The organism is Candidatus Electronema sp. PJ, from assembly GCF_048287395.1.
In the GTDB taxonomy this organism is placed as follows: Bacteria; Desulfobacterota; Desulfobulbia; order Desulfobulbales; family Desulfobulbaceae; genus Electronema.
The window spans coordinates 22,008-34,986 of the sequence record NZ_JBLWEO010000095.1; the positions used below are offsets into that span (position 1 = coordinate 22,008).

Below are 12,979 nucleotides of genomic sequence, written 5' to 3' on the forward strand. Positions count from 1 at the left end.
CCGTCGCACTCATGATCATGACAGCATCCAAACATCGTTACCATTCTCTCTTCCTGCACGTGTTGACGGCCTGTTTTCTGATCGCCGCCTCTCTCCAGCCAGTGGCCGCAGTGCCTGTTTTGGGCAACGGTGGGAAAAAGCGTCCGCAAGCAGCAGCTGTCCAAAAACAGCGGGCAGCGGCTCCTAAAGTAACCAGCAAGGCTGCCAAGAAACACGTGGCCGTTAAGCGGCAGGTCGCCAAAAAGGGTAAAGTCAGGCGAATCTGTAAATCCACCTTGACCAGGCAGCTACGCAAAGAAGCAGAGCCGTTGACTGCCGCTCGCAAGTTTAGGGAGAGCATTCGAGCCGCCATCAGCCGGGCAGAGGCCCGATTTGCCGCACCTGTCGAGGATTATGGCCTGCGCATCACCTCCAAGAGCGTGATGATTTTAGATGCCCGAACAGGTGAACCGATTTTCGACAAGGCCGCAGATAATCCCCGCCAGCCCGCCTCGACGATTAAGGTACTAACCGGCTTGATCGCTCTCAAACGACTGGAGGAGAACGAGAAAGTCGGAGTTAGCTCCCATGCCGAAGCCATGCCGCGCTCCAAAATTTATCTGAACTCTGGCCAGCATTACAAAGCGGACGACCTGATCAACGCTGTACTGCTAGAATCGGCCAATGATGCCAGTGTTGCTTTGGCAGAGAAAATCGCAGGCAGCGAGCCTGCCTTTGCAAATCTGATGACTTTGCACGCCCGACTTTGGGGCGCAGAGAATACAATCTGTCGCACAGCCTCTGGTCTCACTGCTGAAGGACAACAGACCACTGCGCGTGACCTGGCCCAGATATTCCGGCACGCCATGCAGGATCGCGACTTTGCCGAGCGGATGCGGCTGACGAAAATCGTCACCTCCGATGGCAAATTACTGAAGAATCATAACAAGGCACTCTGGCAAATCGACGGAGCAATGGGTGGCAAAACCGGTTACACCAGTAGTGCCCGCCAGACCTATGTTGGCCAGTTCCGGCGAGGGGATGATATCCTGGTAGTCGCCATTATGGGCAGCTCTACCATGTGGAGTGACATCCGGCGACTGGTTGACTACGGCTTTCAGAAAAAGGAACAGCTCCGGCTGGCGCAGTTAGGCAAAAGCGGCGGCGCAGAGGTGCAGTAGCAGGCGGGATGTTGCGAGCACGGGAACCAGGTGCTCCCTGTCATCACAGAAACCTTATTTGCCACCCATCTTTCTCGCTTCAAGCGGGAAATAATTTGACAGCCCTGCTGCCTGTGAGTACAATTAAAAATTTTAAATCAACGCGGCGGCCTCGGCCCGCTGCATATTTTGCGCTGCTGCTATTACGCGATGAACATCTTACCCCTACAGCGCGATTTCTACTAGACCGTCGGGGATAGCGGCAGGCTCAATCAAACCCAGCATCAGGAAGCGAGATCATGAGCAAAAGAACATTTCAGCCCAGTAATATCAAACGTGCCCGTACCCACGGATTCCGTGCCCGAATGAGAACTCGATCCGGCCAGGAAGTAATTAGAAGACGGCGGGCTAAGGGACGGAGAAGACTCTCCGCCTGAGCCGCATGAAGCAGTTCACTCTCCCTAAATCCTGTTTGCTCAGGAAAACCGGAGAATATAATTTGGTTTATCGGAACGGTACGCGGCTGCGCGGGAGAGGTTTCACCTTGGTCTGCCTCGGCAGCAGCCAGCCGAGCAGCCGTCTCGGTATTAGTATCCAAGCCAAAACAGGTAGCGCAGTGCGCCGCAACCGGATCAAGCGGATCATCCGCGAAACCTTTCGCCTGCACCGAGAAATTTTTCCCGCTTCTCACGATATAGTCTTCGCGGTGCGGCCAGAATTCTCAATCCACGGCATGAACGATGTCCGGGCAGCGGTTGCGGTTTTGACCGGCCTGCCAGAGCAGCACGATGAACAGGTCTGAGCCGGGCCGCCGCAGCATAGCCGTAGAGTTCTGCCTGCTGCTGGTGCAGAGCTATCAGCTCTGCATTTCTCCGTTGTTTCCGCCCTGCTGCCGCTACGTTCCCACCTGCTCAGAATACGCAGCTCAAGCCGTGGTTCGCCACGGCGCGACGCGGGGCAGCCTGCTGGCCTTGCGACGTATCCTGCGCTGTCATCCCTTCGCCGCAGGCGGCTATGATCCGGTTGAATAACGCCGCTAAACTGCCGCTGTTCCGCAGGACTTTTCCTTTTCAACCGACACAATACAACAAATGGACACCTATCGGGCCTTGCTGGCCATCATTATTTCTATGCTTATCCTGCTGGGTTGGCAGTATGTATTCCCTCCGCCCAAGCCGGTTATGCCACCTGTTGCAGGACAGCAGCAGACCACCACTGTCCCAGCGCAGACGCAGGAGCAAACAGCGGCCCAGCCCGCAACTGCTCAAGTGCCTGTCAATGCTGCTGCCCGCGAAATCAGCGTAGAGACCCCAATCTACAAGGCGGTTTTCTTTGAGCAAGGCGGCGGTCTGAAGAGCTTCATCCTGAAAAACTATCGGCAAGCGCGAGACAAGAACTCACCGCCGGTTGAGTTGATCACCGTCAGCAATCCAGCGGAACTGCCGATGACTTTCAGCCTTGATGGCGGCGCGGCCAAGGAACTGCCCCTTTTCAAGGCGGAAAAAACAGCGGTCAGTGCCATGCAGGGCGACAGCAGCCTGCTCCTGCGGGCCGAGCTGGCTGAAGGCTTGTGCATTGAACGCAAGTTGGTCTTTCATGCAGACAATTATCTGATCGGTAGCGTCGTTACAGTGACGAATAGCAGTGCTGCTCCGGCCCAAGTGCTTCCTGCCCTTTCGATGACCAATGGGCCATTAAAATCCGGCGGGGCCAGCAACGACCTTTTCAGCGGGCCAACGGTGTATGTCAACCACCAGCTGCATGAAATCGCGGCCAAAGAGCTGGGCAGCGGCCCATTGGTCTTTCAGGGCGCAGTGAGCTGGGCCGGGCACATGGATAGCTATTTCATGCTCACCCTGTTACCGGAGAAAAGCGGCAATGGCAGCATCACCATTAGCGCGTCTGGCGAGAAAAATATTCGCACCGTGCTCACCGAAGGGCAGCGCGAGCTGGCTCCAGGTGCGTCTGCTGTCTTTGCGCATGAGGGGTATTTTGGCCCGAAGAAGCTCTCCTATCTGAAAGAGGTTGGCTACGAGCTGGAAGAGACGATCAATTTCGGCTGGCTTGGTCCACTGGCGAAACCCATGCTCTGGTTGCTCAATTTTTTCCACGGCATCTTTGGCAATTACGGCATCGCCATCATTCTGCTCACCTGCGCGGTCAAAGGAGCCTTCTGGCCAGTGACGCACAAGGGCATGAAGTCGATGAAGAACATGCAGAAGATTCAGCCCAAAGTCGCCAAGCTGCGGGAGAAGTTCAAGGACGACCCAGTAAAGATGAATCAGGAGATGATGGCCATGTATAAGACGTACAAGGTCAATCCGCTTGGCGGTTGCCTGCCTATGCTGATTCAGATTCCCTTTTTCTTTGCCCTCTACAAGGTGCTGATGGCGGCTATTGAGCTGCGCCACGCGCCCTTCATGCTTTGGATCAACGACCTATCTGCCCCAGACCGGCTCATGCTCGGTTTTGAGATCCCTTTGCTGCACGGCATTCCGGTACTCACCCTGTTGATGGGCGGTACCATGTATCTTCAGCAGAAAATGACCCCAACCACGGCTGATCCACAGCAGGCCAAGATGATGCAGATGATGCCAGTCGTATTCACAATCATGTTTGTCAATTTTGCCTCTGGTCTGGTACTGTACTGGTTTGTCAGCAACCTGCTTTCGATCCTTCAGCAGCAGCTCATCAACCGGCAAACTGTAGAGGCAGTCCCACATTGAGGAGTTCATCATGGCAAAAAAACACGATTTTTACGGCAGCAACGTTGCCGACGCAATTGCCAATGCCTGCAAAGAGCTGGCTACCTCGCAGGAAAATCTAGCTATCGAAGTACTGGAGACCGGCTCACCCGGTATCTTCGGTCTTTGCCGAAAACGGGCGCGCATCCGGGTAAGCTGCAAGGAGCAGGCCAAACCTGCGGAAGTTTATGCAGAGCCGAAAGCGGTAGCACCGCCTACAGAACTTGCACCGGTCAAGGAAGCGAAGAAAAAAGAACGGCCTCCTAGGGAGCGAAAAAAGCCTACCAAGCCCCAGCCGGAGAAAGTTGCGCAGCGTGAGGAGCTTGCACCTCCTGAGCCGAAAGCTGCTCCGGTAGAAGAAGGGCCGTATCTGCCACCTTCGCCAGAAGCACTGGAGTCAGTGCGGCAGGACGTGGCCACCATGTTGGAGCTGATGGGTTGCGCCTCGACGGTGACTGTGGAGTTGGAACATCAAACCGTAGCCTGCAAAATCAGCGGCGAGTATCAGGCCATCCTCACCGGGCAGGAGGGCCGCACTTTGGATAGCCTCCAATATCTGCTGCGAAAAATGACCTCCCGTCTGCTGCCTGATCGGACCAAACTTTCGCTGGAAGTAGGTGACTACCGCGAGCGGCGGATTGAGGAGCTGAAGAAGCGGGTGCTGGAGCTGGCTGCCCAGGTACGCGAGGACGGCATGACCCAGGCTATTCCCGCGCTCAATCCTTCAGAACGGCGAATCGTCCACATGTTCCTTCAGGATGACAAGGAAATCCGCAGCCGCTCGGTTGGTGACGGTCTGTTTAAAAAGGTGCTGATTTACAAGCCAGGCCGGAAAAAGCCATATCCGCGCAAAGGGCAGCAAAATGGGGGCAAGCCCTCTGAAGACTGAGGAAACCATCGCTGCTATCGCCACTGCCCCGGGCAGCGGCGGTATCGGTATCATTCGCATCAGCGGGCCACAGTCTGCTGGGATATTGGAGAGAATTTTTCTCCCCCAGCGACAGAAGCGACATCCTCTGCCCAGCCATCGGCTCTGCTACGGCAAGGTGCTCGACCGCCACGGCACGGTGCTGGATGAAGCGATGGCTGTGCTGATGCGGGCACCGTACAGTTACACCTGCGAAGATGTCGCGGAAATCCAGAGTCACGGCAGTTGGCCGGTGCTGCAAGCGATTTTGGCCGAAGTGCTGGCGGCTGGGGCGCGGCTTGCCGAGCCAGGCGAGTTCACCAAACGGGCTTTTCTGGCCGGGCGGATTGATCTGACCCGCGCTGAAGCGGTGGTAGATCTGATTGAAGCCCGCACAGCAGTCAGTGCCAAGCTAGCGGCGGAACAACTGCAAGGTGCCTTGTCTGAGCGAATCAATGCGGTGCGGGATGCGCTGGTTAGAATATTAGCGCAGGTCGAGGTGGCGATAGATTTTCCCGATGATGCGGTTGAACTTCTTGAACGCGACCAGCTCCAGGCGCAACTGCGCGAGCAGGTAGAGCAACCTCTCCAACGGCTACTGGTCTTGGCTGAACAAGGCCGGGTTTTCCGCGAGGGTATCAAGGTGGTAATCGCTGGGCGGCCCAATGTTGGCAAATCCAGTTTGCTCAATGCCCTGCTGCGCGAGGAACGTGCCCTGGTTGCTGATTTGCCTGGCACGACAAGAGACACTATCGAGGAACTCATCTCAGTGCGCGGCATCCCAGTGCATCTGGTGGATACGGCAGGTATCCGCGACCACGCTGATGCCCTGGAAGGCTTGGGCATTGAACGGGCACGGCGCAAGGTTGAACAGGCTGATTTGGTGCTGCTCGTCCTGGATGCCTCGCAAAAATTGACCGCGCCTGACCGCGAATTGCTGCAATCGCTGGCGGAAAAAAAGCGCATCGTGGTGTTAAACAAGCTCGATGCGGCTGTCCCGGAATTGATCGAGCAAATCAGCCAAGAATTGGCCGGAGAAATGCAGGTACGGACAGCAGCCAAGAGTGGCAACGGCATCGAAGCCCTGCTCGACGCGATTCAACAGGTTGTACTGGGCAAGGGCGAAGAGCTGGAGGAGCGGCTGGCCTGTGCGCCCAATCTTCGCCATAAGATGATCTTAGAAAAGACCTTAACTGCCTGTGGTCAGGTTGAAGTAACCCTGCTGGCTGGCGAATCTGCGGACTTGCTGGCCGTTGACCTCCAAACTGTCCTGGATCATCTGGCGGATATCGTCGGGTTGACCACGCCGGATGACGTGCTTGATGCGGTGTTTTCGCAATTTTGTATCGGGAAATAACTCTGAATAGTGCTTTCTCTGCTTTCTAGTCCGTTTTGAAAGGAGTTTGGCTTGGCCAGAAAGGAGTTGAAGTCGGCAACAAAGGAGTTTTGCCGAGTTGGAAAGGAGTTCTGCTCGGCAACAAAGGAGTCTGGCCGAGTAACAAAGGAGTTTTGGTTAGCCGCAAAGGAGTCTTGCCGACTTAGAAAGGAGTTTTAGTCGGCCAAACTCCTTTGCAAGTCGGCAGGAAAGGAGTTCGGCTTGGCAAAACTCCTCTCTTGCCGAGTAGAACTCCTTTCTGGCCGAGCCAAACTCCTTGGCAAACGAGCCGCACTCGTCTCTTACTGAGCCAAAAACAAGGCCAAGCTCGTCCGCAAGCAGGAAAATGAGACGTTACTCTAGCTGCCTTCCGTATGTTTTCTAGCTCGTTAAGAACCGCTGATCGGGAATCTCTGGCTCTAGGTTGCGAAATCGCCCCGCTTAAAATGCCGTTAGAAACCAGTCGGATCCTCATCGTTAAACCGAGTTCGCTCGGCGATATCGTTCATACGCTGCCCGTGGTTCATGCCTTGAAACGCAGCTTGCCTGGCTGTTTTATCGGCTGGATTGTGCAGCAGGCGTTTGCCCCTTTATTGGCCGCAGACCAGAATATTGACGCAATTTACCCCATTCAAATTCCCTCGACTAGCGAACCGCAAGCAGGCCGTTGGGCTTGGTTGGCGGCAGGTAAAGCTACACTGCAAACCCTGCAAACTCTCCGCAAACAATTCCGCCAAGCACCTTATGATCTGATCCTTGATCTGCACGCTTCGTTTCGTAGTGGTCTTTTAGGTTGGACAAATCCTGGCGGGATGCGAATTGGTTTCCGCGATGCCAAAGAACTTAATACCTTGTTTCAGGATCAGCTCGTTGCAGTTCCAGCTGAGGTACAACATGCGCAAGAAAAAAACTTACTCTTCTGCAAACAACTGGGTATTAATGTAGCAGCAGAGGATTTTCATTTGCCTTGCCGAGAGGAAGACAGAGAAGCAGCGCAGATCTTTTTGGCTGAACAGGGCGCAAGAGGTAAGCAAATCATCTACGCCAACCCAGCAGCCCGGTGGCAGACGAAATTTTGGCCGGTTGAACGCTGGGCTGAACTGGCGGATCATTTTGCTGCCCAGGGCAGGTTGTTAGTTTTTGGCGGGAGTAAGCAGGATGTAAACTATATCGCGGCAATTACGCGATTGATGCGCAGTCAGCCGGTCATTGCCGCAGGCCGCCTGAATCTCGCCCAGTCTGCGGCGTTGATCAGTCGTTCTGCGTTGTATGTTGGTCTGGATTCTGGGCCAATGCACATTGCTGCTTTGGCCAAGGTGCCGGTAGTTGCGCTCTTTGGCCCGACTCATCCAGAGCGAGTTGGGCCGTGGAGTGTAGCTTCTCGCATTATCAGAGCTGAGGGCTTGCACTGCCTGGAATGTCGGCAACGCAGCTGTGCGCATCTTGCCTGCATGAAGGGTATTTCGGTGCAGATGGTTTCTGACGCGGCGGCAGCGTTGCTGGAGTCCTGACCATGCGAATCAGCCTGATTATCACCACCTACAACTGGAAAGAAGCCCTTGCCCTGTCGCTCAAAAGCTGTCTCCAGCAGAAAAAAAAGCCGCTGGAGATCATTATCGCGGATGATGGCTCGCGGCCTGACACTGCTGAATTGATCCGCCGGATTGCGGCCAAGGCAGCAGTGCCGGTCATTCACTCTTGGCAAGAAGACGAAGGATTCCGGCTCGCGGCCAGCCGCAACAAAGCCATTGCCAAGACCAATGGCGACTATATTGTCCTGATTGACGGCGATATCATCCTGGAGCGACATTTCATTTTCGACCATGCCCACTTGGCTCGCCCAGGCTGTTTTGTCCAAGGCACGCGGGTGCTGCTCGGCGAGCAATTGAGCAAGGAAGTTCTCTCTGGGAGAAAGCTGCACGACCCCTTTTGTCGCCGAGGCGTGGAAAACCGCAAGAACTGCTTGCGCTCGGCCATTCTTTGCCGCCTTTTTTCTTATCGAGACAGGGGGATGTACGGGGTGAGAACCTGCAATTTCGCCTTTTGGCGCAGCGATGCCTTGGCCGTGAACGGCTTTAATGAAGAGTTTGTCGGCTGGGGCAGAGAGGATTCGGAGTTTACGGCCCGCCTGCTGAATTATGGTCTGATTCGCCGGAACATCAAGTTCAATGCTTTGGCGTATCATCTTTATCATTCGCTGAACGACCGCGCCTATCTGGAGGCGAACGACCAGCTGCTCAAGACCACAGTGGAGCAAAAGCTCACCTGGTGCGAGAAAGGTGTACGCAGTTATCTGTAATTGCGCCCGAACGAGGAGACCTGTTGCATACGTCGCAATTATGCCCTAGGATAGGCGCAGGAACGAGGAAACATCCCAACACAAAATGGCTCTCCAGCGCAGGAGGAGAAAACTATGAGCGGTCTGATGTGGTTACTCTTTGTGGTTATGATGGCCGTGCTCGTGCTGTCAGTGGTTTGGTTGATCGTCAAGCTGCGCCATTTCTCGTATTCGCAGAACCAGACCTATATGGACGACAAGCTCATGCAGGCCATCTTGAAGGACGAGATGATGAAGAAAGAGATGAAGAACGCCTTACTCAAGCAGGCCGGTGGCGTGATCCCAGCAGAGGACGCGCAGCAAGCACCAGCAGAAGAGTGCGAAAAGAAAGTGGCTTCAGACGGACAACCTTGAGAAGCACGCCTGTATCGCCCGGAGGCAGCTGCATTCTCCCTCCTACCTTGCTCGTTCTACCTACGTACCAGGCCCTAGCAGCCGGATGACGGCTGCTTATCTCCCAGGCTTGCCCAGAAAAATTTTATGAGTTGCGCATCTATGGACTCCTTTATCCAACAGGCCGGTCTCGGTGCTATCCTTGACAAGGTGAAGAACGAAGTACGTCTTTCTCTCGAAGAGGGCAAACAGCTTTACAATTGCCCTGATCTTTTAGCTGTCGGCTATCTGGCGAACCTGGTTCGCGAGCGCAAGAATGGCAATCAAGCCTTTTTTATTTACAATCAGCACATTAATTATTCTAACATCTGCACAAATCTTTGTAAGTTCTGTGCCTTTGGCAAAGAGAAGGGCCATGCGCTGGCCTACGAGATGAGCATTGCGCAGATCAAGGACAAAGTACAGCAGCGGCTCGATGAGCCGATCACCGAGATCCACATGGTCGGTGGGATTCATCCTGATCTGCCGTATTCGTACTATATTGAGGCCTTGCGCGGGATTAAAGCTATCCGGCCTGCTGTGCATATTCAGGCCTTCACCTGTGTGGAGATTCAGCACCTGGCTGACCTCAGTGGCCAATCCGTTGCGGCCACCCTGGCCGAACTGCAAGAGGCTGGGCTTGGCTCGCTGCCCGGCGGTGGCGCGGAAGTGTTTAGTCCGCGCATTCGGCAACTGACTTGCCCCAAGAAGCTGGACGGGGCTGGTTGGCTACAGGTGGCACAAACCGCGCATCGTCTGGGTTTGAAGACCAATGCCACCATGCTCTATGGGCATATCGAGACCATTGACGAGCGGCTCGAACATCTTGATGCCTTACGGCAGGCACAGGACGAGACCGGCGGCTTTCTTACCTATATTCCTTTAGCCTTTCACCCGAAAAATACCGAATTTGCGGGCTTATCGCGCACCACGGGTGTGGATGATCTGAAGAATATTGCGGTTGCCCGGCTGATGCTGGACAATTTTCCCCATATCAAAGCCTATTGGGTGATGATCGGCCCTAAGCTGGCGCAAGTGGCCCTTTCTTTTGGGGCAGATGATCTCGACGGCACCGTGAAAGAGGAGATTATCACCCGGATGGCAGGTGGCGAAAGCGAGCAAGCCCTTGGCCATACCACCTTAATCCGCATGATTAAAGAAGCAGGCCGCGAGCCAGTTGAGCGAGATACCCTCTACAATGTTCTTGCTCGCTTTTAAACGCAACAGCCGGTATTTTCTGCAAAGTGCCCTCATGGTTGCGGCCACAGCACACTGTTGCGCGACCTATTTTTCCTTTCTATCATGTCGAGCAAAGAAAAGCAGGTTTTCCTCTGCGCCAGCTGTGGTCATGAAAGCGGCAAATGGCTTGGTCGTTGTCCGCAGTGCGGCGAATGGGACACCCTCAGTCAAGCAAAAGCCAAACCGCGTCTCCTGCGAACTACAGCCCAGGTCTTTCCCTTAAACGGCCAAGGCGGTGAGGAAGCAGAACGTCTTGTCACTGGGATCAGCGAGCTAGATCGCACTTTAGGCGGCGGCATCGTTCCTGGTTCGATGATCCTAATTGGTGGTGATCCGGGCATTGGTAAATCCACGCTGATTCTCCAACTCCTCGCAGCCTTAGCCCAGCAGCAGCACAAGGTGCTTTATGTCAGCGGCGAGGAGTCTGTCCGCCAAATCCGAATGCGGGCAGAACGGCTGGCGGTGCAGAGCGAGCAGATCTTCCTGGCTGCGGAAAACTCGGTACAGGCGATCCTCAGTTTAGTTGACGAGGTGCAGCCTGCCTTTTTAGCCGTGGATTCGATCCAGACTCTCTATAGTGAAACGGTCAGCTCTGCGCCCGGCTCTGTCACGCAAGTCCGGGAATCCACTTCGCTGCTCGTCAATCTGGCCAAGCGCACAGATCTGCCGATTATTCTGATTGGCCACGTCACCAAAGATGGCTCCATCGCTGGGCCGCGTGTATTGGAGCACATGGTCGATACCGTGCTCTACTTCGAGGGCGATAGCAGTCAAGTCTTTCGTCTGCTGCGCACAGTCAAGAACCGCTTTGGCTCGACCAATGAGATTGGTGTCTTTGAAATGAAGGAGAGCGGCCTAGCTGAGGTCGATAACCCGTCTGCCCTCTTTCTTGCCGAACGACCGGTCAATGTGCCTGGCTCCGTGGTCATGCCCAGTGTCGAGGGAACTCGGCCTATTTTGGTTGAAGTACAGGCCCTGGTCAGTCCATCCAGCCTTGGTACGTCTCGGCGTACTGCTATCGGGGCTGATCCCCAGCGTTTAGCCCTCTTGACTGCGGTGCTTGAAAAAAAGATTGGGGTAACGCTGTTCGATCATGATATTTTTCTCAACATCGCGGGCGGCATTCGCATTGATGAGCCTGCTCTTGATCTGGCCGTGATTGTGGCCCTGCTCTCCAGCCTTTATGAGAAAATTGTTGATCCAGCGACTGTGGTTTGCGGTGAAGTCGGTTTAGCAGGCGAGATTCGGGCCGTTGGCCAGATCGAGATGCGCTTGCGCGAAGCCCGGCGACTCGGTTTCAAGACCTTTCTCATGCCCGAATCCAGCCGCAGGCAACTGGAAGCCAGTGCCGCAGAAGGCATTCAAATTTATCCAGTGCGCACCGTGCATGAAGTAGTTGAACGGCTCTTTGTTGCCTAAGCCACCTCGTTAATTTTCCCTCCCTGCTGGACACAGCGCAAAAATATCTTGCAAAGTTGCGCTATAGCATTTACGCTACAGGATTTCTGCGGTTGCTGTCTGCAACAGGATAATCTTTACATACTTTTATAAGTAGAATAAAAAAGGAGACGCAGCATGGATAAGTATACTATTCTCTCCATCGACGGCGGAGGCATCAAAGGACTCATCCCAGCGGCAGTACTTGTTGAGCTGGAGAAGATGATTCAAAAAGAGCGTGGTGATAAATGCAAGATTGGCGAGTGCTTTGATTTTATTGCTGGTACAAGCACAGGTGGTATTCTTGCCTGCCTTCTTCTCATGCCTGATTTAAAAAATCCTGGGTGCGCTCGATTTAGTGCGGTAGATGCGCAGGAGCTTTATCTTAATCACGGTGATGAAATTTTTGATCGAAGCGTTTGGCAGATCATTGCGACAGGAGGTGGTTTAGCAGATACTAAATATGATGCCAAAACCCTGGAACATGTTCTTAAGAAGTATTTTAAAGAGACTACCCTAAAAGAATTAATCCGACCATGTTTGATTACAGGCTATGATGTGCGGAAATATCGTCCTGTTTTCTTTACAAAACATGATGCTGATCTCAATGAAGAGTCTAACTTCTTGGTTCGTGATGTTGCCCGTTCGACATCTGCTGCTCCAACCTACTTTGAACCTGCTTGCCCTGAGAGCTTAGATGATATTCCTAATGCTACTCCAGTTATTGACGGCGGCGTGTTTGCCAATAATCCGACAGCTTGCGCCTATGTTGAAGCTCTAACCAAAGGACGCGGCCTAGGTAAAGGCGTTTGTCCAGAAGAGATTGTTATTCTTTCTCTTGGTACAGGGAGAAAAGCAGAAACCATTACACTTAAACAATGCAGGGATTGGGGTATTGCAGGTTGGGCACGTCCGCTGATTAATATTTTCATGGAAGGCGTTGCGCAGACAGTTGATTATCAGATGCACAGTGTGTTTGCGAGTCTTGAACAACGTACCTGCGGAGATAATGCAGGTAATAAGCCGGAAAATCCCAAAAACTACCTGCGGATTGATGGCGAATTCGGTGATTACAAGAAAAATCTTGACATTGATGGGCTGGTTCCTACAATGGATTGCGCTACTAAGGATAATATGCGCCGACTGTGTTTCTTTGGCAAGCAGCTTGTTGAGAATAACCGAAAGGAGTTAATGACTTTTGTCAAAAACCATCTTGCTATAGCTGTAGCGATATAAAATGATCATATTATATCGTTCTGAAAAAGCTCCTCAACCGAGCATCGATATTTTTTTCTGAGAGCTTTTGCCTGCGCCCATTCATGTTCAATCGGATTAAGATCAGGAGAGTAAGGTGGCAGGAATTCAAGTTCATGTCCACATGAAGAGATGGCCTCCTGAATGTCATCACGTTTGTGAAAGGCTGCATTA

The 12,979-nt window shown here is 53.5% G+C and carries 15 protein-coding genes; 14 read left to right on the forward strand and 1 reads right to left on the reverse strand.

The features are described 5' to 3' along the window. The first annotated feature begins 17 nt into the window (after positions 1-17). The 14 genes from ACNKIB_RS14770 (at position 18) to ACNKIB_RS14835 (ending at position 12,787) form a co-directional block, all read left to right on the forward strand. Positions 18-1,160: a D-alanyl-D-alanine carboxypeptidase gene (locus ACNKIB_RS14770; RefSeq protein ID WP_417911335.1), complete on the forward strand. Its 1,143-nt coding sequence runs from the start codon at positions 18-20 to the stop codon at positions 1,158-1,160. Positions 1,161-1,438: 278 nt separating this feature from the next. Further along, positions 1,439-1,576 carry a 50S ribosomal protein L34 gene (gene rpmH, locus ACNKIB_RS14775; protein WP_417911336.1) on the forward strand — a complete coding sequence of 46 codons (138 nt, stop codon included), beginning with the start codon at positions 1,439-1,441 and terminating at the stop codon, positions 1,574-1,576. 5 nt (positions 1,577-1,581) lie between these two features. Then, complete coding sequence (gene rnpA / locus ACNKIB_RS14780) at positions 1,582-1,941, forward strand: ribonuclease P protein component (protein WP_417911337.1); 360 nt, start codon at positions 1,582-1,584, stop codon at positions 1,939-1,941. Next, positions 1,928-2,170, forward strand: a complete 243-nt coding sequence (gene yidD, locus ACNKIB_RS14785) for a membrane protein insertion efficiency factor YidD (protein WP_417911338.1) — start codon at positions 1,928-1,930, stop codon at positions 2,168-2,170. Before rnpA ends, yidD begins: the two co-directional genes overlap by 14 nt. 60 nt (positions 2,171-2,230) lie before the next feature. After that, entirely contained in the window at positions 2,231-3,865 is a 1,635-nt protein-coding gene (gene yidC, locus ACNKIB_RS14790; RefSeq protein ID WP_417911339.1) for a membrane protein insertase YidC, read from the forward strand. 10 nt (positions 3,866-3,875) lie between these two features. Continuing rightward, on the forward strand, positions 3,876-4,772 hold the full coding sequence (locus ACNKIB_RS14795) for a Jag N-terminal domain-containing protein (RefSeq protein ID WP_417911340.1): 897 nt from the start codon (positions 3,876-3,878) through the stop codon (positions 4,770-4,772). Continuing rightward, positions 4,747-6,147 (forward strand): tRNA uridine-5-carboxymethylaminomethyl(34) synthesis GTPase MnmE, encoded by a 1,401-nt coding sequence (gene mnmE, locus ACNKIB_RS14800; RefSeq protein WP_417911341.1) that lies wholly within the window; start codon positions 4,747-4,749, stop codon positions 6,145-6,147. The genes ACNKIB_RS14795 and mnmE overlap by 26 nt, the downstream gene beginning before the upstream one ends. Before the next feature lie 51 nt (positions 6,148-6,198). Next, positions 6,199-6,345: a hypothetical protein gene (locus ACNKIB_RS14805; protein WP_417911342.1), complete on the forward strand. Its 147-nt coding sequence runs from the start codon at positions 6,199-6,201 to the stop codon at positions 6,343-6,345. A 194-nt stretch (positions 6,346-6,539) separates the two neighbouring features. Continuing rightward, positions 6,540-7,676, forward strand: a complete 1,137-nt coding sequence (locus tag ACNKIB_RS14810) for a glycosyltransferase family 9 protein (RefSeq protein ID WP_417911343.1) — start codon at positions 6,540-6,542, stop codon at positions 7,674-7,676. A 2-nt stretch (positions 7,677-7,678) separates the two neighbouring features. Next, positions 7,679-8,464, forward strand: coding sequence for a glycosyltransferase family 2 protein (locus ACNKIB_RS14815; RefSeq protein ID WP_417911344.1), 786 nt, complete (start codon positions 7,679-7,681; stop codon positions 8,462-8,464). A 114-nt stretch (positions 8,465-8,578) separates the two neighbouring features. After that, positions 8,579-8,857 carry a hypothetical protein gene (locus tag ACNKIB_RS14820; RefSeq protein WP_417911345.1) on the forward strand — a complete coding sequence of 93 codons (279 nt, stop codon included), beginning with the start codon at positions 8,579-8,581 and terminating at the stop codon, positions 8,855-8,857. Between the two features lie 141 nt (positions 8,858-8,998). Further along, positions 8,999-10,093, forward strand: coding sequence for an aminofutalosine synthase MqnE (gene mqnE, locus ACNKIB_RS14825; RefSeq protein WP_417911349.1), 1,095 nt, complete (start codon positions 8,999-9,001; stop codon positions 10,091-10,093). Between the two features lie 84 nt (positions 10,094-10,177). Then, entirely contained in the window at positions 10,178-11,533 is a 1,356-nt protein-coding gene (radA, locus tag ACNKIB_RS14830; RefSeq protein WP_417911350.1) for a DNA repair protein RadA, read from the forward strand. Positions 11,534-11,689: 156 nt separating this feature from the next. After that, entirely contained in the window at positions 11,690-12,787 is a 1,098-nt protein-coding gene (locus ACNKIB_RS14835) for a patatin-like phospholipase family protein (protein ID WP_417911346.1), read from the forward strand. Between the two features lie 5 nt (positions 12,788-12,792). Here the strand turns inward: ACNKIB_RS14835 and ACNKIB_RS14840 are convergent. Continuing rightward, on the reverse strand, positions 12,793-12,979 hold a 187-nt coding region (locus tag ACNKIB_RS14840), incomplete at its 5' end, for a transposase (RefSeq protein WP_417911347.1).

Excerpts from the sequence above, each read along its gene's own strand:
- ACNKIB_RS14770 (WP_417911335.1), top strand. The coding sequence starts at position 18 with ATGACAGCATCCAAACATCGTTACCATTCTCTCTTCCTGCACGTGTTG.
- rpmH (WP_417911336.1), top strand. The coding sequence starts at position 1,439 with ATGAGCAAAAGAACATTTCAGCCCAGTAATATCAAACGTGCCCGTACC.
- rnpA (WP_417911337.1), top strand. The coding sequence starts at position 1,582 with ATGAAGCAGTTCACTCTCCCTAAATCCTGTTTGCTCAGGAAAACCGGA.
- yidD (WP_417911338.1), top strand. The coding sequence starts at position 1,928 with ATGAACAGGTCTGAGCCGGGCCGCCGCAGCATAGCCGTAGAGTTCTGC.
- yidC (WP_417911339.1), top strand. The coding sequence starts at position 2,231 with ATGGACACCTATCGGGCCTTGCTGGCCATCATTATTTCTATGCTTATC.
- ACNKIB_RS14795 (WP_417911340.1), top strand. The coding sequence starts at position 3,876 with ATGGCAAAAAAACACGATTTTTACGGCAGCAACGTTGCCGACGCAATT.
- mnmE (WP_417911341.1), top strand. The coding sequence starts at position 4,747 with ATGGGGGCAAGCCCTCTGAAGACTGAGGAAACCATCGCTGCTATCGCC.
- ACNKIB_RS14810 (WP_417911343.1), top strand. The coding sequence starts at position 6,540 with ATGTTTTCTAGCTCGTTAAGAACCGCTGATCGGGAATCTCTGGCTCTA.
- ACNKIB_RS14815 (WP_417911344.1), top strand. The coding sequence starts at position 7,679 with ATGCGAATCAGCCTGATTATCACCACCTACAACTGGAAAGAAGCCCTT.
- ACNKIB_RS14820 (WP_417911345.1), top strand. The coding sequence starts at position 8,579 with ATGAGCGGTCTGATGTGGTTACTCTTTGTGGTTATGATGGCCGTGCTC.
- mqnE (WP_417911349.1), top strand. The coding sequence starts at position 8,999 with ATGGACTCCTTTATCCAACAGGCCGGTCTCGGTGCTATCCTTGACAAG.
- radA (WP_417911350.1), top strand. The coding sequence starts at position 10,178 with ATGTCGAGCAAAGAAAAGCAGGTTTTCCTCTGCGCCAGCTGTGGTCAT.
- ACNKIB_RS14835 (WP_417911346.1), top strand. The coding sequence starts at position 11,690 with ATGGATAAGTATACTATTCTCTCCATCGACGGCGGAGGCATCAAAGGA.